Annotated in this window: 16 protein-coding genes and 3 tRNA genes; 10 read left to right on the forward strand and 9 right to left on the reverse strand. The window is 71.2% G+C overall.

Annotation, left to right across the window (positions count from 1 at the left end; all coding sequences use genetic code 11):
• Positions 1 to 196: 196 nt before the first annotated feature.
• Positions 197 to 451: a DUF3073 domain-containing protein gene (locus ASD33_RS24865; RefSeq protein WP_056564747.1), complete on the forward strand. Its 255-nt coding sequence runs from the start codon at positions 197 to 199 to the stop codon at positions 449 to 451.
• Positions 452 to 636: 185 nt separating this feature from the next.
• Here the strand turns inward: ASD33_RS24865 and purM are convergent, their stop codons facing one another.
• The 4 genes from purM to ASD33_RS24885 form a co-directional block, all read right to left on the reverse strand.
• The gene (gene purM, locus ASD33_RS24870; RefSeq protein ID WP_056564750.1) at positions 637 to 1,704 is read right to left on the reverse strand and encodes a phosphoribosylformylglycinamidine cyclo-ligase; all 1,068 of its coding nucleotides are present in this window, start codon (positions 1,702 to 1,704) and stop codon (positions 637 to 639) included.
• 41 nt (positions 1,705 to 1,745) lie between these two features.
• Positions 1,746 to 3,272 carry an amidophosphoribosyltransferase gene (purF, locus tag ASD33_RS24875; protein ID WP_056564753.1) on the reverse strand — a complete coding sequence of 509 codons (1,527 nt, stop codon included), beginning with the start codon at positions 3,270 to 3,272 and terminating at the stop codon, positions 1,746 to 1,748.
• 333 nt (positions 3,273 to 3,605) lie between these two features.
• A complete protein-coding gene (locus tag ASD33_RS24880; RefSeq protein ID WP_056564756.1) occupies positions 3,606 to 4,427 on the reverse strand; it encodes an META domain-containing protein in 822 nt (273 codons plus the stop codon).
• Positions 4,428 to 4,466: 39 nt separating this feature from the next.
• Positions 4,467 to 5,255, reverse strand: coding sequence for a maleylpyruvate isomerase family mycothiol-dependent enzyme (locus ASD33_RS24885; RefSeq protein ID WP_056564758.1), 789 nt, complete (start codon positions 5,253 to 5,255; stop codon positions 4,467 to 4,469).
• 65 nt (positions 5,256 to 5,320) lie between these two features.
• Between ASD33_RS24885 and ASD33_RS24890 the strand changes: the two genes are divergently transcribed.
• On the forward strand, positions 5,321 to 5,731 hold the full coding sequence (locus ASD33_RS24890; RefSeq protein WP_056564761.1) for a nuclear transport factor 2 family protein: 411 nt from the start codon (positions 5,321 to 5,323) through the stop codon (positions 5,729 to 5,731).
• A 61-nt stretch (positions 5,732 to 5,792) separates the two neighbouring features.
• On the opposite strand, the gene purL is transcribed toward ASD33_RS24890, so the two are convergent.
• Genes purL through purS form a run of 3 tightly spaced genes read right to left on the reverse strand, consistent with a single transcriptional unit; the run spans position 5,793 to position 8,964 of the window.
• Positions 5,793 to 8,042 carry a phosphoribosylformylglycinamidine synthase subunit PurL gene (gene purL / locus ASD33_RS24895; RefSeq protein WP_056564765.1) on the reverse strand — a complete coding sequence of 750 codons (2,250 nt, stop codon included), beginning with the start codon at positions 8,040 to 8,042 and terminating at the stop codon, positions 5,793 to 5,795.
• Positions 8,042 to 8,722: a phosphoribosylformylglycinamidine synthase subunit PurQ gene (purQ, locus tag ASD33_RS24900; protein ID WP_056564768.1), complete on the reverse strand. Its 681-nt coding sequence runs from the start codon at positions 8,720 to 8,722 to the stop codon at positions 8,042 to 8,044. The genes purL and purQ overlap by 1 nt, the downstream gene beginning before the upstream one ends.
• Positions 8,719 to 8,964 (reverse strand): phosphoribosylformylglycinamidine synthase subunit PurS, encoded by a 246-nt coding sequence (purS, locus tag ASD33_RS24905; RefSeq protein ID WP_015035032.1) that lies wholly within the window; start codon positions 8,962 to 8,964, stop codon positions 8,719 to 8,721. The genes purQ and purS overlap by 4 nt, the downstream gene beginning before the upstream one ends.
• Before the next feature lie 366 nt (positions 8,965 to 9,330).
• On the opposite strand from purS, the gene ASD33_RS24910 reads away from it, so the two are divergent.
• From ASD33_RS24910 to ASD33_RS24945, 8 genes are all read left to right on the forward strand, one after another.
• The gene (locus ASD33_RS24910) at positions 9,331 to 9,672 is read left to right on the forward strand and encodes an Lsr2 family protein (RefSeq protein WP_199863588.1); all 342 of its coding nucleotides are present in this window, start codon (positions 9,331 to 9,333) and stop codon (positions 9,670 to 9,672) included.
• Between the two features lie 156 nt (positions 9,673 to 9,828).
• Positions 9,829 to 9,900 (forward strand) — tRNA-Gly (locus ASD33_RS24915).
• An 81-nt stretch (positions 9,901 to 9,981) separates the two neighbouring features.
• Positions 9,982 to 10,054: transfer RNA gene (locus ASD33_RS24920), tRNA-Gly, on the forward strand.
• Positions 10,055 to 10,198: 144 nt separating this feature from the next.
• On the forward strand, positions 10,199 to 11,284 hold the full coding sequence (locus ASD33_RS24925; RefSeq protein WP_079045009.1) for an ABC transporter ATP-binding protein: 1,086 nt from the start codon (positions 10,199 to 10,201) through the stop codon (positions 11,282 to 11,284).
• Positions 11,281 to 12,078, forward strand: coding sequence for an ABC transporter permease (locus tag ASD33_RS24930; protein WP_056564772.1), 798 nt, complete (start codon positions 11,281 to 11,283; stop codon positions 12,076 to 12,078). The genes ASD33_RS24925 and ASD33_RS24930 overlap by 4 nt, the downstream gene beginning before the upstream one ends.
• 38 nt (positions 12,079 to 12,116) lie before the next feature.
• A complete protein-coding gene (locus ASD33_RS24935; RefSeq protein ID WP_056565637.1) occupies positions 12,117 to 13,391 on the forward strand; it encodes a histidine kinase in 1,275 nt (424 codons plus the stop codon).
• The gene (locus tag ASD33_RS24940) at positions 13,388 to 14,038 is read left to right on the forward strand and encodes a response regulator transcription factor (protein ID WP_056564776.1); all 651 of its coding nucleotides are present in this window, start codon (positions 13,388 to 13,390) and stop codon (positions 14,036 to 14,038) included. Before ASD33_RS24935 ends, ASD33_RS24940 begins: the two co-directional genes overlap by 4 nt.
• 22 nt (positions 14,039 to 14,060) lie before the next feature.
• Positions 14,061 to 14,136 (forward strand) — tRNA-Gly (locus ASD33_RS24945).
• A gap of 155 nt (positions 14,137 to 14,291) precedes the next feature.
• Here the strand turns inward: ASD33_RS24945 and ASD33_RS24950 are convergent.
• Complete coding sequence (locus ASD33_RS24950) at positions 14,292 to 15,200, reverse strand: phosphoribosylaminoimidazolesuccinocarboxamide synthase (protein ID WP_056564779.1); 909 nt, start codon at positions 15,198 to 15,200, stop codon at positions 14,292 to 14,294.
• A gap of 88 nt (positions 15,201 to 15,288) precedes the next feature.
• Positions 15,289 to 16,749 (reverse strand): N,N-dimethylformamidase beta subunit family domain-containing protein, encoded by a 1,461-nt coding sequence (locus ASD33_RS24955; RefSeq protein ID WP_056564781.1) that lies wholly within the window; start codon positions 16,747 to 16,749, stop codon positions 15,289 to 15,291.
• Positions 16,750 to 16,796: the final 47 nt, after the last annotated feature.

Consider the following 16,796-nt stretch of genomic DNA (forward strand, 5'->3'; position numbering starts at 1 on the left):
CGATTGACCAGCGAGGAACGGGCTCCTCGATGGTTCTGTACCGGGGTATGTGATGCGCGCGGCGTACCGTAGACCCGCGGAAACAGGTACCGTTGAAGCCCTACGGACCGGTCTCTCTGTCGAGAGTCCGTTCCGAATCATGAACGCGTGTCAAGACTCTGGGGCCATCGAGCCCCGTCACCGAGGGGGTCGAGCCATGGGGCGCGGCCGGGCAAAGGCCAAGCAGACCAAGGTCGCCCGCCAGCTGAAGTACAGCAGCGGCGGGACAGACCTGACGCGTCTGGCCAATGAGCTGGGCGCTTCGACTTCGAACCAGCCGCCGAATGGCGAGCCGTTCGAGGACGACGACGAGGAAGACGACCCGTACGCCCAGTACGCGGATCTCTACAACGAGGACGACGAGGACGAGGACGACCAGTCCGGTCCCAGTGCGTCCCCGCGTCGCGCTTGACCTTCTGAATCGCAGCACAGGAACCCGGCCGGGGAACACCCGGCCGGGTTCCTGTGCTGTCCGCGACCGGGAGCGGCTGTGCCCTGCGCGGCCGGGAGCGGCGGTGCCGTCCCCGGCCGGCAGCCCGTACAACGCGAACGGGGCGCCCCTCGGGAGCGCCCCGTCGTTCACCGCTCGTCCTCTGACTACTTCGCGTAGTCCCCGACCAGCTCGGCGCCGGTGGTGTGCGCCCCGCGCTCGGTGATCTCGCCCGCGACCCAGGACTCGACGCCCCGGTCCGCCAGCACTGTCAGGGCCACGTCCACGGACTCGGCCGGTACGACGGCCATCATGCCGACGCCCATGTTCAGCGTCTTCTCCAGCTCCAGGCGCTCCACCTGACCGGCCTTGCCGACCAGGTCGAACACCGCGCCCGGCACCCAGGTCGAACGGTCGACCGTGGCGTGCAGGCCGTCCGGGATCACCCGGGCCAGGTTGGCCGCGAGACCGCCGCCCGTGATGTGGCTGTAGGCGTGGACCTCAGCGGTCCTGGTGAGGGCCAGGCAGTCCAGCGAGTAGATCTTGGTGGGCTCCAGGAGCTCCTCGCCGAGCGTCCGGCCCAGCTCCTCGACCTGCTGGTCCAGGGCCATGCCGGCGCGGTCGAAGAGCACGTGCCGGACCAGCGAGTACCCGTTGGAGTGAAGACCCGAGGAGGCCATGGCGATGACCGCGTCCCCCGTACGGATGCGATCGGCGCCGAGCAGCCGGTCGTGCTCCACGACACCCGTGCCCGCGCCGGCCACGTCGAAGTCGTCCGGGCCGAGGAGGCCCGGGTGCTCCGCCGTCTCGCCGCCGACCAGGGCGCAGCCGGCCAGGACGCAGCCCTCGGCGATGCCCTTGACGATGGCGGCGACCCGCTCGGGGTGGACCTTGCCGACGCAGATGTAGTCGGTCATGAAGAGCGGCTCGGCGCCGCAGACGACGATGTCGTCCATGACCATCGCGACCAGGTCGTGGCCGATCGTGTCGTAGACGCCCATCTGGCGGGCGATGTCGACCTTCGTCCCGACGCCGTCCGTGGCGGAGGCCAGGAGCGGACGCTCGTACTTCTTGAGGGCGGAGGCGTCGAAGAGGCCGGCGAAGCCGCCCAGGCCACCGAGGACCTCGGGGCGCTGCGTCTTCTTCACCCACTCCTTCATGAGCTCGACGGCGCGGTCACCCGCTTCGATGTCGACGCCCGCGGACGCATAGGAGGCACCAGTGGTCTGAGACATTTCAGAGCTTTCGTGTCGTGTACTGCGTTGCTGCGGGGGTCTTACGGGCGACGGAGCGCGTCGGAGGCCGCGGTGGCGGCCGGGCCGGCGGCCAGCTCGGTCTCCAGCAGCTGCTTGCCGAGCAGCTCGGGGTCCGGCAGCTCCATCGGGTACTCGCCGTCGAAGCAGGCACGGCAGAGGTTCGGCTTCTGGATCGTGGTCGCCTCGATCATCCCGTCGAGCGAGATGTACGAGAGCGAGTCCGCGCCCAGCGACGTGCCGATCTCCTCGATCGACATGCCGTTGGCGATCAGCTCCGCGCGGGTGGCGAAGTCGATGCCGAAGAAGCAGGGCCACTTCACCGGCGGCGAGGAGATCCGGATGTGGATCTCGGCCGCGCCGGCCTCGCGGAGCATCTTCACCAGGGCGCGCTGGGTGTTGCCGCGGACGATCGAGTCGTCGACGACCACCAGGCGCTTGCCCTTGATGACGTCCTTGAGGGGGTTCAGCTTCAGCCGGATGCCGAGCTGGCGGATGGTCTGGGAGGGCTGGATGAAGGTGCGCCCGACATAGGCGTTCTTCACCAGGCCCGCGCCGAAGGGGATGCCCGAGGCCTCGGCGTAGCCGATGGCGGCCGGGGTGCCCGACTCCGGAGTCGCTATCACCAGGTCGGCCTCGACGGGCGCCTCCTTCGCGAGGCGGCGGCCCATCTCCACGCGGGAGAGGTACACGTTCCGGCCGGCGATGTCGGTGTCCGGGCGGGCCAGGTACACGTACTCGAAGACACAGCCCTTGGGCTTCGCTTCCGCGAACCGCGAGGTGCGGATGCCGTTCTCGTCGATCGCGATCATCTCGCCCGGCTCGACCTCGCGGACGTAGCTGGCGCCGCAGATGTCGAGGGCGGCGGACTCGGAGGCGACCACCCAGCCGCGCTCCAGACGGCCGAGGACCAGCGGGCGGATGCCCTGCGGGTCACGGGCCGCGTAGAGCGTGTGCTCGTCCATGAAGACGAGGGAGAAGGCGCCCCGGACGTCGGGGAGGACCTTCGCGGCGGCCTGCTCGATGGTGAGCGGCGTGCCGTCCTCGTCCACCTGGGCGGCGAGGAGCGCCGTCAGGAGGTCCGTGTCGTTGGTGGCCGCCACACGGGTGGTGCGGCCTTCCTTCTTGGGCAGGTCCGCGACCATCTCGGCGAGCTGCGCCGTGTTCACCAGGTTGCCGTTGTGGCCGAGCGCGATCGAGCCGTGGGCGGTTGCCCTGAACGTCGGCTGCGCGTTCTCCCACACGGACGCCCCGGTGGTCGAGTAGCGGGCGTGACCGACCGCGATATGACCTTGGAGGGAACCGAGAGAGGTCTCGTCGAAGACCTGGGACACGAGGCCCATGTCCTTGAAGACGAGGATCTGGGAGCCGTTGCTGACCGCGATACCCGCGGATTCCTGGCCCCGATGCTGGAGGGCGTAGAGCCCGAAGTACGTGAGCTTTGCGACCTCTTCACCCGGAGCCCAGACACCGAAGACGCCACAAGCGTCCTGGGGGCCTTTCTCACCGGGGAGCAAGTCGTGATTGAGTCGACCGTCACCACGTGGCACGTCTCCGAGTGTAGACGGGCTCGACCACTGGTCCGAATTGAGGAATTACGGGGTCGACCCCGCTCGTATGTTCGCACGAAATGATCAACTCCGGCTTGGAGCCCCCTACGAGGCAGGCGCCGGAAGGGATCCGGGCCCCGAGAGCCCGCCGAGCGGACGCTCGTACCAGCCGGGAAGCTGCCCGGCGATGTGACGGAGTGCACCTTCCCCGGCCACCCCGGAGCCCCGACGCCCGGCCCCCGGGACCCGCCACCCCTGGGAGGTTCCTCCCTATCGTCCGGGTGCGTCCGGTGCCCTCGTGACGGGCGTGTGTACGGGGGATGTCCGCCGCCCCTACCGGTCCACGTTCTTCTCCGCCGTCGCCGTCAGGCCCTCGCCCGTGCTGTCGGTGAGGGTCAGGGTGCGGTGGTCGAGCCGGTAGGTGAGCGGGCCGTCGAGGAGTTCGTACAGCTTCGTCTCCAGCCGCATCTGCGGGCTCGTGCACAGCATCCGGGTGGTCGCCGCCGGGCCCTCGACGGTGAGGGTCTTCCCCTCGATCCGGGCGGCGGCGGAGAAGTTGTTGCAGCCCAGGTTTCCGGTGACCCGGCCGTCCGCGCCGATGACCAGGCGCGCCTTGGCCCCGCTCCCGGCGGGCAGCGAGGCCGCGGTGTCCCCGGCGAGGAGTCCGTCGATCTTCCAGGTGGTGCCGCGCAGCGGAGCGCCGGGCTCGGCGGTCAGTTGGAGGCCGTCGCGGCCGTCGGCCGAGGCGAGGGTGAACCGGTCGCCCGCGATCGTGCCCTTGAGCGGGCCGTCGAAGGCCTTGAGCAGCGCCTTCTCGAAGCGTTCCCGGTCACCGGGGCAGCCGATCTCGGTGATCTCCTGCGGAGTGATCGTCAGGGTGTCGCCCTGCGCGGCGACCGTGGCGCCGAACTGATTGCAACCGCTGTTCCCCCGGGCCCGGCCCTTCTCCCCGAAGTCGAGGCGGGCGCCGTCCGGGGCGGCGGACCTGCTGCCGTCGGCGGTCACCGCGCCGATCGTCCAGTGCGTACCGGCGAGGGGCAGGTCCGGGGAGAGCGTGCCCGCGCCGGAGCCGGCGCCGGCGCCTCCCTCCGTACCGCAGGCGGTGGCGAGGAGCAGGAGCGGGACCAGGGCGGCGAGGGCGCGTGGCTTCGGCATGGAGGTGGGACGGACCGGCCCGCCGTCCGGTTCCTCCGGTCACCCCATCAGGGGCAGCAGGTCCTCCAGGTCCGCGCGCTCGCCGCTCGCGCTCACGTGGGCCGCGTCCAGCTCCGCCGCCCACTCCGTCCGGCCCGTCGCCAGCCTGATCCAGGTCAGCGGGTCCGTCTCCACCACGTTGGGCGGGGTGCCCCGGGTGTGCCGGGGGCCCTCCACGCACTGCACCACCGCGTACGGCGGGATCCGCACCTCGACGGCCCCGCCCGGCGCCTTCGACGCGAGCACGTCGGCGAGCAGCCGGGTGCAGGCGGCGAGGGCCTGGCGGTCGTACGGGATGCCGGCGCCCGTCGCGGCGTTCAGGTCGTCGGTGTGGACGACCAGTTCGACGGTCCGGGTGACGAGGAAGTCGGCGAGGGTCATGGCGCCGAAGCTCAGGGGCAGCAGCCGCTCGTCGGCCGCACCCGCGAGTGCCTGCTCGTAGGCGTCCGCCACCCGCGCGTACAGCCCCGGCAGATCGGAGGCGTCGATGCCACGGGTGTGCGTGTCGATCCGCTCGGACGCTCCGGCGGTCGTCGCCGGCCAGTCGAGCAGGGCGAGCCGGTCCTTCCCTCCTTCCGGCGAGGCCAGGAGCTGCGGCACGGTCTCGACCATCCACGCGAGGTGCGCCGCCAGGTCCCGTACCGTCCACCCACCGAGCCGGGTCGGCCCGTCGAGCTGCTCCGGAGTGAGGGCGTCGACGGCCTTCCGTACGTGCCCGAACTGGGCGAGCACGGCGGACCTGGTCCTGGCGGAGTCGTATGCGCGGGTGCGCTTCTTGGCCGGTGGCATGGGCCGAGGCTAACGCCGAGACTGGAAGGACGGAGCCACTCGCAGCGAAAGCAGGCGACGGGACCATGACCCATCACGAGCACCCCGATGCCGCCCTGATACGCCGGGGCTACGAAGCCTTCAGCAACGGCGACATGGCGACGTTGGAATCCCTGATGACCAGCGACTGCACCCACCACGTTCCCGGCGAGAGCCGGATATCCGGGCACTACAAGGGCCGGGACAACGTCCTCGGCGGCTACTACCGCTCGCTCGCCGAACTCACCGAAGGCACCTTCCGCGTCGAGCTGAAGGGCGTGTTCGTGGACGGCCGCGGCCACGCCATCACCACCCACCGCTTCCACGCCGACCGCGGCGACCGCGGCATCGAGATGGACGGCGGACTGTTCTTCACGCTCGTCGGCGGCAAGATCTCCGACATCGACGAATGCGTCGCCGACATCGTGGAGTCGGACTCCTTCTGGGGAACCGGCTGACAGCACGGAGCCCCCGCCCTTCCCGGGCGGGGGCTCCGATTCCGTACGTTCGATCCGAGGATCAGGCCAGCAGGGCCGGGATCGTCGCCTCGTGCGCCTCGCGCAGCTCCGTGAGGGAGAGCGCGAACTCGCCCTGCACGTCCACGGCGTCACCGTCGACGACACCGATCCGGGTCGCCGGCAGACCCCGCGCACCGCACATGTCGGTGAAGCGGAGTTCCTCGCTGCGCGGGACGGCGACGACCGCACGGCCCGCCGACTCGCTGAAGAGGAACGTGAACGCGTCCAGGCCCTCCGGGACGACCAGACGCGCGCCGTTCCCGCCGCGCAGGCAGGACTCGACGACCGCCTGGACGAGACCGCCGTCGGACAGGTCGTGCGCCGCGTCGATCATGCCGTCGCGGGAGGCCGAGATCAGGATCTCGCCGAGCAGCTTCTCCCGGTCGAGGTCCACGGCCGGCGGCATGCCGCCGAGGTGCTGGTGGATCACCTCGGACCAGGCCGAGCCGCCGAACTCCTCACGCGTGTCGCCGAGCAGGTAGAGGAGCTGGCCCTCTTCCGCGAAGGCGATCGGCGTACGGCGGTTCACGTCGTCGATCACACCGAGGACGGCCACGACCGGCGTCGGGTGGATCGCCGTCTCACCGGTCTGGTTGTAGAGCGAGACGTTGCCGCCGGTGACCGGGGTGCCCAGCTGCAGGCAGCCGTCCGCGAGACCGCGGGTGGCCTCGGCGAACTGCCACATCACGGCCGGGTCCTCGGGCGAACCGAAGTTCAGGCAGTCCGAGATGGCGAGCGGCTTGGCACCGGAGGCGGCGACGTTGCGGTACGCCTCCGCCAGCGCGAGCTGCGCACCCGTGTACGGGTCGAGCTTGGCGTACCGGCCGTTGCCGTCGGTCGCCATGGCCACGCCGAGGTTGGTCTCCTCGTCGATGCGGACCATGCCCGCGTCCTCGGGCTGCGCCAGGACCGTGTTGCCCTGCACGAACCGGTCGTACTGGTCCGTGATCCAGGACTTGGAGGCCTGGTTCGGCGACGAGACCAGCTTCAGGACCTGGTCCTTCAGCTCGGCGCCGTCCTGCGGCCGGGGCAGCTTGCCGGCGTCGTCGGCCTGGAGCGCGTCCTGCCAGTCCGGGCGCGCGAACGGCCGGTGGTAGGTCGGGCCCTCGTGGGCGACGGAACGCGGCGGGACGTCGACGATCTGCTCGCCGTGCCAGAAGATCTCCAGACGCTCGCCCTCGGTCACCTCACCGATGACGGTGGCGATGACGTCCCACTTCTCGCAGATCTCCAGGAAGCGGTCGACGTGCTGCGGCTCGACGATCGCGCACATGCGCTCCTGCGACTCGCTCATGAGGATTTCCTCGGGCGAGAGCGTCGCGTCGCGCAGGTGGACCTTCTCCAGGTCGACGTGCATGCCGCCGGAGCCCGCGGAGGCCAGCTCGGAGGTGGCGCAGGAGAGCCCGGCGCCGCCGAGGTCCTGGATGCCCGCGACCAGCTTCTCCTGGAAGATCTCCAGGGTGCACTCGATGAGGAGCTTCTCCTGGAAGGGGTCGCCGACCTGGACGGCGGGGCGCTTGGTCGGCTTGGTGTCGTCGAAGGTCTCGGACGCGAGGACCGAGACGCCGCCGATGCCGTCGCCGCCCGTGCGGGCGCCGTACAGGATGACCTTGTTGCCGGGGCCGGAGGCCTTGGCGAGGTGGATGTCCTCGTGCTTCATCACGCCGATGCAGCCGGCGTTGACGAGCGGGTTGCCCTGGTAGCAGGAGTCGAAGACGACCTCGCCACCGATGTTGGGCAGGCCGAGGCAGTTGCCGTAGCCGCCGATGCCGGCGACGACACCGGGCAGCACGCGCTTGGTGTCGGGGTGGTCGGCCGCGCCGAAGCGCAGCGGGTCGACGACCGCGACCGGGCGGGCACCCATGGCGAGGATGTCGCGGACGATGCCGCCGACGCCGGTGGCCGCGCCCTGGTAGGGCTCGATGTACGAGGGGTGGTTGTGCGACTCGACCTTGAAGGTGACCGCGTAACCCTGGCCCACGTCGACGACGCCGGCGTTCTCGCCGATGCCGACGAGCATGGCGTCGTTCTCCGGGACCTTCTCGCCGAACTGCTTCAGGTGGACCTTGCTGCTCTTGTAGGAGCAGTGCTCGGACCACATGACGGAGTACATGGCGAGCTCGGCGCCGGTGGGACGGCGGCCCAGGATCTCGCGGATGCGCGCGTACTCGTCCTCCTTGAGGCCGAGCTCCTTCCAGGGCTGCTCGCTGTCCGGCGTCTCGCTCGCGTGCTTGACGGTGTCGAGGCTCATCAGGCGTTGACCAGCTTCTTGAGGATCGAGGTGAAGAAACCGAGGCCGTCCGTCTTGCCGGTGCCGATCAGCGGCTCGACGGCGTGCTCGGGGTGCGGCATGAGGCCGACCACGTTGCCCGCGGCGTTGGTGACGCCGGCGATGTCACGCAGCGAGCCGTTGGGGTTCACGTCCAGGTAGCGGAACGCGACCCGGCCCTCGGCCTCCAGCTCGTCGAGGACACGCTCGTCGGCGACGTACCGGCCGTCCATGTTCTTGAGCGGGACCTCGATCTCCTGGCCCTGGACGTAGTCCGAGGTCCAGGCGGTCTCCGCGTTCTCCACCCGCAGCTTCTGGTCGCGGCAGATGAAGTGGAGGTGGTTGTTGCGCAGCATCGCGCCCGGCAGCAGATGGGCCTCGGTGAGGATCTGGAAGCCGTTGCAGATGCCGAGGACGGGCATGCCCGCCTTCGCCTGCTCGATGATCGTCTCCATCACCGGCGAGAAGCGGGAGATGGCTCCGGCCCGCAGGTAGTCGCCGTAGGAGAAGCCGCCGGCCAGGACCACGGCGTCGACCTGCTTGAGGTCCTTGTCGCGGTGCCAGAGCGAGACGGGCTCGGCGCCCGCCAGGCGGGCGGCACGCAGCGCGTCCTGGTCGTCGAGCGTTCCGGGGAACGTGACGACGCCGATGCGTGCGGTCACGACTCCACCTTCACGACGAAGTCTTCGATCACGGTGTTGGCAAGGAAGGTTTCGGCCATCTCATGGATGCGGGCGAGGGCGGCGTCGTCGACCGGTCCCTCCACCTCCAGCTCGAAACGCTTCCCCTGACGGACGTCGGCGATTCCGGCGAATCCCAGGCGGGGCAGTGCACGCTGCACCGCCTGCCCCTGAGGGTCGAGGATCTCCGGCTTGAGCATGACGTCGACTACGACGCGTGCCACTGGCACTCCCGGTGGTGTGTTGCGTGGGCGGTTCCCTCAGCGTACCTGTCTCCAAATTCTACGCGGGTAGAGATCTGAAGGATCCTCCAAAAGCCAGGCCGACGGGCCGCTCGACCGACGAACACCTCCCGCGCCCCCGCGCGGGCACCTCCACGCAAAATTCGAGTGAAATATTGCGAACCTCAATGCACCGGGACACGCTGAAACAATTGCCAGGGCTTCACAATGCGATGCCCACCGCTGTACAAAGGAATCCAGAAGAAAGCAGCATTGTCCCGGCACAGCCGTACCGTCGACATCGCCGCACGTCAGAGGCGCCACAAGCGCCTCCTCTGCGGCATCGGCCGCAGGAAAGGACCGATATCCGTGGCTCAGCGTGTGGTGGTCACTCTCTCCGACGACATGGACGGCGGAGAAGCGGCTGAAACGGTCGCGTTCGGCCTCGACGGGAAGACGTACGAGATCGACCTGAATGCTGCCAATGCAAAGAAACTCCGCAAGGCGCTCGCGCCGTACCTCGCCGCCGGGCGCAAGCTGCCGGCCAGGGCGACGGCCGGCCGGGGCGCCTCCGTGGAGACGTACACCCACACCTCGCTGGCACCCGACCCGGCGGCGGTCCGCGCCTGGGCCCAGTCCAACAAGATGGACGTGCCGGCGCGCGGCCGCATCCCGAAGCGGGTCTACGAGGCGTTCCGCGCGGCGAGTTGAGGCGGCCGGACGGCCGGGCGGGACGACCGGAGGGTCGGCCGGACCCGGCAGGACGACACCGGGCCGGGGGGCGGATTTGCATTGCACCCCCCATGATCGGCTAAAGTCTGGAACACGCCGAGGGGCGAGGCCGCAAAGCCCCACCTCACGCAGCGTGCGGGTGTAGTTCAGTAGCAGAACATCCCCCTTCCAGGGGGAAGGCGCAGTGTGCAATTCCTGTCACCCGCTCTGCATCGCAAGTCCGAAGCACTCCGGTGCGTCAGGTAGAGTGGTGCTCGCACCGCCCGGTGAAAGCCGAGCGGCAGCAATGCGGACGTGGCTCAGTTGGTAGAGCATCACCTTGCCAAGGTGAGGGTCGCGAGTTCGAATCTCGTCGTCCGCTCAGGAGTACGAAGGCCCCGGTTCTCAGGAACCGGGGCCTTCGTCGTATCCCCACGCCCCCCGCCCCCGCCCCATGACATTTGTCAGAAGCGGGTGATGACGGCGCGCACTGCCGGACGGCCCCCGCCGCCGGAAGCCTGGTCACATGACCCACGCGATCGAAGCGGAAGACCTCCGCCGCGCCTACTCCGGCGGCTTCGAGGCCGTCCGCGGCCTCTCCTTCACCGTCCCGCGCGGCGAGATCTTCGCCCTGCTCGGCACCAACGGCGCCGGCAAGACCTCCACCGTCGAACTCCTCGAAGGCCTCGCCGCCCCGAGCTCCGGCACCGCCCGCGTCCTCGGCCACGACCCCTACCGCGAGCGTGCCGCCGTCCGCCCCCGCATCGGCGTGATGCTCCAGGAGGGCGGCTTCCCCAGCGATCTGACGGTGGCCGAAACCGTACGGATGTGGGCGGGCTGCACCAGCGGCGCCCGCCCCACCGGCGAGGCGCTGGAGGCCGTCGGCCTCGGCACCCGCCACCGGCTCCGGATCAAGCAGCTCTCCGGCGGCGAACGGCGCCGCCTCGACCTGGCCCTCGCCCTCCTCGGCCGCCCCGAGGTCCTCTTCCTCGACGAGCCGACCACCGGGCTGGACGCCGAAGGGCGGCGCGACACCTGGGAGCTGGTGCGGTCGCTGCGCGACGAGGGGACGACGGTGATCCTCACCACCCACTACCTGGAGGAGGCCGAGAACCTGGCCGACCGGCTCGCGATCATGCACCAGGGGCGGATCGTGCTCTCCGGAACACCCGCCCAGGTCACCGCCGCCCGGCCGGCCCGCATCCGCTTCGCCCTGCCCGCCGGAGTGCCCGCCGCCCGGCTCCCGCTGCACCTGCGGGCCGCCGAGGACGGGGGAAGGGTCGAGATCCGTACCGGCTCCCTCCAGGAGGACCTGACCGCACTCCTCGACTGGTCCCGGGACAACGGCGTACGGCTCGACGGGCTCGACGCGCGCGCGGCCTCGCTGGAGGAGGCGTTCCTCGACATCGCGGGACGGAGTGCGGAGGAGAGGGCGAAGGAGGTGTCGGGCGCGCTCGCATCGGACGGACTCGGATCGGAGGGACCCGGATCGGGCGGAATCGCGTCGGACGGACTCGGATCGGGCGGACTCGCATCGGGCGGACTCGCATCGGACGAAATCGCGTCGGACGGAATCGAATCAGGCGCGCTCCGGTCGGAGGCCCGTCGATGAGCAGCCCCGCCCGTCACCTGCCCACCCGCCGCCTCCCCTCCCGTACCCGGCTCGGCGCGCTCGGGCGGGCCGAGCTGACCCTGCTCGGCCGCAACCGCACCGCGCTCGTCGGTGCCCTCCTCGTCCCCCTCCTCATGGTCGAAGCCGTGCGCAGCTCCCTCCGGAGCGTCGACCTCGGCGCGGCCGGCACGAGCATCGCCGAGGTCGCGGTGACCGGCGCCCTCGGCATGGCCCTCCTCGTCGGCGTGTACAGCAACCTGGTCGCCGCCTTCGTCGCCCGCCGCGAATCCCTCGTCCTCAAGCGGCTGCGTACGGGAGAGCCCACCGACACCGAGATCCTGACCGGGATCGCCCTGCCGGCCGTCGCCCTCGCCCTCGCGCAGTGCGCCCTGCTCACGGCCGGCGGCATCGCCGTCCTCGACCTGCCGGCACCCGAGAGGCCCGACCTGCTCCTCGCCGGAGCCCTCCTCGGCGCCGTCCTGCTCACCGTCCTCGCCTGCGTCACCTCGGCCGTCACCCGCACCGTCGAGAGCGCCCAGCTCACCGCGCTCCCGCTGCTCCTGGTCTCGGCCCTCGGCTCCGGGCTCTTCGTCCCCCTCTCCGTGTTCCCCGAGCGGGTCGCCTCGCTCTGCGAACTGCTGCCGCTGACCGGCGCCATGACCCTCGTACGGGCCGGGTGGGCGGGCGGACCGGGAGCCGGAGAGCTGACCGGCGCCGCGCTGACCACGGTGGCCTGGATCATGGTCTCGGTGTTTGCTGTCCAGCGGTGGTTCCGGTGGGAACCCCGGCGCTGAACCACCCGCCGAACGACCCGTCGAGAGGGGCCTCGCCCGTGAAGAGCTGGAGCGGCCGGAGCGGCCTCGCCAAGGTGGACCTCTACACCCGTGTGACGGCGTACATGCTGCTGTGGTCCGCCGTGTTCGTCCTCGGACTGCTGCTCCTGGTCCGGCCGATCCGGCACGAGGCCCCGCTGTTCCTCGTCGTCACCGCACCGCTGCTCAACCTCGCCAACGGCGTCCTCTGCCACCGCTTCCTGCGCCGCGCCATGGACGCCTACCTGCGGCCAGGGACCGTGCTCCCGGCCCGCACGGTGCTGCCCGCGGCGGCGGCAGGGGCCGCGACCGCCGGGGCCGTCCTCCTCGAAGCCGCCACCGCCGACGTGCCCGAGCTGCTGCCGGGGATGCTCGGTGCGGCGCTCGTCCCCTTCCTCGCCGGCCACTGCCTGACCCTCCGCCCCCGGACCGTCGCCCTCCATCAGGCGCTGATCGTCGGAGTCCTCCTGGCCCTGGTGCCGCTCACCGGCCGGGACCTCGCCGCGAGCGTCGTCGGCGTGGCCACCGTCGCCTTCGTCACCGGCTGGCTGGCCGTCACCGTCCGCGTCTCGCTCTGGGTGCTCGGCGTCGTCTTCGAGTTGCGCGAGGCCCGCGACGTCCAGGCCAGGCTCGCGGTCGCCGAGGAACGGCTGCGCTTCGGGCGGGACCTGCACGACATCCTCGGCCGGAACCTGTCCGTGATCGCCCTCAAGAGCGAGCTCGCCGTCCAGCTCGCCCGGCGCGAACGCCCCGAGGCCGTGGACCAGATGACCGAGGTCCAGCGGATCGCCCGGGAGTCCCAGCGGGAGGTGCGGGACGTCGTACGCGGCTACCGCGAGGCCGACCTGCGGGTGGAGCTGGAGGGCGCGCGGGGGGTGCTGGGCGCGGCCGGGATCGACTGCGCCGTCGAGTCGCCCGGCCCGGGGCTCGACCTGCCCGGCGAGGTCAGGTCGGCGCTCGGGTGGGTGGTCCGGGAGACCACGACGAACGTCCTGCGACACGGGGACGCGCGGCGCTGCGCGATCGTCCTGAGCGAGGAGGAGGACACGGTGCTGCTGACGGTGGAGAACGACGGGCTTCCCCGTCCGTCCGGGCCCGGCCTCGTGTCCGGAGCCGGTGGAACGCCCGGAGCCGGTGGCGCGCCCGGTTCGGGGCTCGCGGGGCTGCGGGAGCGGCTCACGGCCGTCGGCGGGACGCTGGAGGCCGGGCCCGGCGAGGCCGGGACGTTCCTGGTGACCGCCCGGATCCCCCTGTCCCGTACCCCTCGTACGTCCCCCGTGGAGGTGGACCGATGACCGCTCCCGTACGTGCGGACACCGACGCACCCGTCCCCGTCCGCGTCCGTGTACTGCTCGCCGACGACGAGCATCTGATCCGGGGCGCGCTCGCCGCGCTGCTCGGCCTCGAGGACGATCTCGTGGTCGTCGCCGAGGCCGCGACCGGGCCCGAAGCGCTCGCCATGGCACTCGCGCACCGCCCCGACGTCGCCGTGCTCGATCTGCAGATGCCGGGCGCGGACGGTGTGAGGGTCGCCACAGCGCTGCGGGACGAACTGCCCGGCTGCCGCACCATGATCGTGACCGGCCACGGCCGTCCCGGGCACCTCAAGCGGGCCCTCACCGCCGGGGTCCGCGGCTTCGTGCCGAAGACCGTCAGTGCCCAGCGGCTCGCCGAGATCATCCGTGCCGTACACGCCGGAAACCGTTACGTGGACCCGGAGTTGGCGGCCGACGCCATCGCCGCGGGGGACTCCCCGCTGACCGCCAGGGAGGCCGAGGTGCTCGAACTCTCCGCCGACGGCGCACCCGTCGCGGAGATCGCCCGGCGCGCCTCCCTCTCCCCCGGAACCGTCCGGAACTACCTCTCGTCGGCCGCCGCGAAACTCGGTGCGGAGAACCGGCACACGGCGGTGCGTCTCGCACAGGCGAAAGGTTGGGTATAGTTGGCTCCGCGCTACGGCGCATGCGGACGTGGCTCAGTTGGTAGAGCATCACCTTGCCAAGGTGAGGGTCGCGAGTTCGAATCTCGTCGTCCGCTCCACGAAGAAGCCCCCGGTCGAATCGACCGGGGGCTTTCTCGTGTCCGCGGAAGGTGTCACGCCGGGTGGCCCCCCAGCCCCCGGCCCTGGCCCCCGGACGCTGGGAGCCAGGGCCGGGGGCCAGGGCCGGGGGCCAGGAGGCCAAGGCCTCAGGGCCTCAGAAGCTGTCGGACCAGCCCTTGCCGGTCAGCAGCTCGTACGCCTCCAGGTACTTGGCGCGCGTCGCGTCCACGATGTCCTGCGGGAGCGGCGGCGGGGGCTGCTCGCTCTTGCGGTCCCAGCCGGAGGCCGGGGAGGTCAGCCAGTTCCGGACGAACTGCTTGTCGTACGAGGGCTGGGCGCGGCCCGGCTGCCACTGGTCGGCCGGCCAGAAGCGCGAGGAGTCCGGGGTGAGGACCTCGTCGGCGAGGATCAGCGTCTCCCCGTCGAAGCCGAACTCGAACTTGGTGTCCGCGAGGATGATCCCGCGCTCGCGGGCGATGTCCCGGGCCCTGCCGTACACGGCGAGGGTCGTCTGGCGCAGCAGCGCGGCGGTCTCGGCGCCGACCTGGCGGGCGACCTCCTCGTAGGAGACGTTCTCGTCGTGGTCGCCGACGGCGGCCTTCGTCGCCGGGGTGAAGATCGGCGCGGGCAGCTCGGAGCCGTCGCTGAGCCCCTCGGGGAGCGCGAGGCCGCACACCGTGCGGGACTCGTCGTACTCCAGGAGGCCGGAGCCGGTGAGGTAACCGCGGGCCACGCACTCGACGGGGACCATGTTCAGCGACTTGCAGACCGTGGTGCGGCCCGCCCAGTCGGTGGGGGCGCCGGCCGGCAGCTCGGTCGACAGGACGTGGTGCGGGACCAGGTCGGAGAGCTGCTCGAACCACCACAGGGACAGCTGGGTGAGGACCCGGCCCTTGTCGGGGATCTCGGTGGGCAGCACCCAGTCGAACGCGGACATGCGGTCGCTCGCCACCATCACGAGGTCACCGGCCTCGTCGCGGTACAGGTCGCGCACCTTGCCCGTGTGGAGATGGGTGAGGCCCGGGACCTGGACGGGCTCGGGCTTTTCTACGAATCCGGACACGGTTCCTCCGCGTAGGTTGATCCAGGAGCGTGTCCGATTCTCTCGCACATCCGGGCGGCTCCGGCCTCCCGGCCCTGTGACCCCCCGCTCAGTCCCTCTTGCAGATGCGGTCGAGGAGATTCGCGGTGGCCCGCTGGACCCGTGCGTCGACATGGCCCGGCCGGTCCAGCGCCGGCGACCAGGCGAAGGTGCCGGACGCGAACACCCACGCCCCGGACGGGGCCCGGTAGAGCGAGGTCTCCTGGTGGCGCAGCGTCCCCTCGCTGTCCGGGTACGGCGAGTGCGCGAGCAGGATGCGGCCCTGGTGCTCGGGGAGCGCCGTACGCGGGTAGTAGCGGTCGGCCTCGCCCGCCACCAGGCCCGGCAGCTCGTCGCCGTCGCCGGCGCCGGTGGCCTCCCAGAGCCAGTGGTCGGCGTTCCGCACGATCAGCGGGTGCGGTTCGGGCACCCGGCCCGCGTACTGGATGCCGAGGAGTTGCTGCTCGGGCCGGTCGACCTCGCGCCAGAGCGCGGGGCGGCCGGGGCCGCGCCGCTTGCGGCAGGTGAGCAGCCGGTCCGGCACGCCGGACGGCGAGGGGCCCAGCTCCACCTGCCAGTACATGGTGTTGGCGGAGAGGAAGACGAGCGAGGTCCCCTGGTCGCGGGCGCGCTCGGCGGTCCGCCGCATCGGCGCCGACCAGTACTCGTCGTGCCCGGGGAAGACCAGGCCCCGGTAGCGGCTCGGGTCGACCCGGCCGGCGTGCAGGTCGCGCGTCTCGGCGTACGCCAGGTCGTAGCCGTAGCGCTCGGCCCAGCGGATGAAGTCGTACGCGTGCCCCACGTGCAGGGGCAGCCCCGCGCCCGCGTACGGGCGGTCGAAGGAGACGGTGACGGCCGCCTCCTCCTCGCCGAGCAGCCGGCCCTCCTCGTCCCACGCGTGGTAGAGGCTGGCGCCGGTGTGGCCGTCCTCCGGATAGAGGTTGTACGCCTGCCAGGTCACGTCGGGGAGGACCAGGAGCAGATCCGCCGGATGGTCGTCGCGGACCGTGAAGGGGATGTGCGAGCGGTGGCCGTCGGCGGTGGTCAGCACGGCGACGTACGCCCCGATCGACCAGTAGGACGGGACCTGCAGCCGCCAGGACTGCCACCAGTGGTGGCAGGAGACCGTGCGGTCGGCGGTGAGCGGGGCGGGCTGGACGATCCCGGAGAGCCGCGGGCTCGTGATGATCTTCGCGGCGCCGTGGCCGCCGTAGTGACCGATCCGGTAGATGTCGACCGAGAACTGCTGCGGCGGGTCCACCGTGACGTGGAAGTCGATCGACTCGCCCGGCGCGACGGCGCCGTCGGACGCGAAGCCCTTGATCTGGCGCCGGACGTCGTCGGCCGTGCGCGGGCCTCCGCTGCCGCCCCGGGCCAGGACCTCGTCCGCGTACCAGGGGACCATCTGGCCGGTGTCGTCGAAGTAGTTCTCGGAACCGCGCAGCCAGGGCAGCGGGCCCTGGCCGAAGGGATCGGTGACGGCGTGCGCCAGCGCGCCCGATTCCCACCGCCTGATCTGGTCCGCCCCCATGCTGCGCCCCTCCCTCGACTCCCCCGGTCGGTGATCGGCTCGCGGCC

The sequence above is a fragment of the Streptomyces sp. Root1304 genome (assembly GCF_001426405.1).
GTDB lineage: Bacteria > Actinomycetota > Actinomycetes > Streptomycetales > Streptomycetaceae > Streptomyces.

What these genes read in the sequence shown, in the direction of transcription:
- ASD33_RS24865 (WP_056564747.1), top strand. Translation starts at nt 197, where the DNA reads ATGGGGCGCGGCCGGGCAAAGGCCAAGCAGACCAAGGTCGCCCGCCAG.
- purM (WP_056564750.1), bottom strand. Translation starts at nt 1,704, where the DNA reads ATGTCTCAGACCACTGGTGCCTCCTATGCGTCCGCGGGCGTCGACATC.
- ASD33_RS24880 (WP_056564756.1), bottom strand. Translation starts at nt 4,427, where the DNA reads ATGCCGAAGCCACGCGCCCTCGCCGCCCTGGTCCCGCTCCTGCTCCTC.
- ASD33_RS24885 (WP_056564758.1), bottom strand. Translation starts at nt 5,255, where the DNA reads ATGCCACCGGCCAAGAAGCGCACCCGCGCATACGACTCCGCCAGGACC.
- ASD33_RS24890 (WP_056564761.1), top strand. Translation starts at nt 5,321, where the DNA reads ATGACCCATCACGAGCACCCCGATGCCGCCCTGATACGCCGGGGCTAC.
- purL (WP_056564765.1), bottom strand. Translation starts at nt 8,042, where the DNA reads ATGAGCCTCGACACCGTCAAGCACGCGAGCGAGACGCCGGACAGCGAG.
- ASD33_RS24925 (WP_079045009.1), top strand. Translation starts at nt 10,199, where the DNA reads ATGACCCACGCGATCGAAGCGGAAGACCTCCGCCGCGCCTACTCCGGC.
- ASD33_RS24930 (WP_056564772.1), top strand. Translation starts at nt 11,281, where the DNA reads ATGAGCAGCCCCGCCCGTCACCTGCCCACCCGCCGCCTCCCCTCCCGT.
- ASD33_RS24940 (WP_056564776.1), top strand. Translation starts at nt 13,388, where the DNA reads ATGACCGCTCCCGTACGTGCGGACACCGACGCACCCGTCCCCGTCCGC.
- ASD33_RS24955 (WP_056564781.1), bottom strand. Translation starts at nt 16,749, where the DNA reads ATGGGGGCGGACCAGATCAGGCGGTGGGAATCGGGCGCGCTGGCGCAC.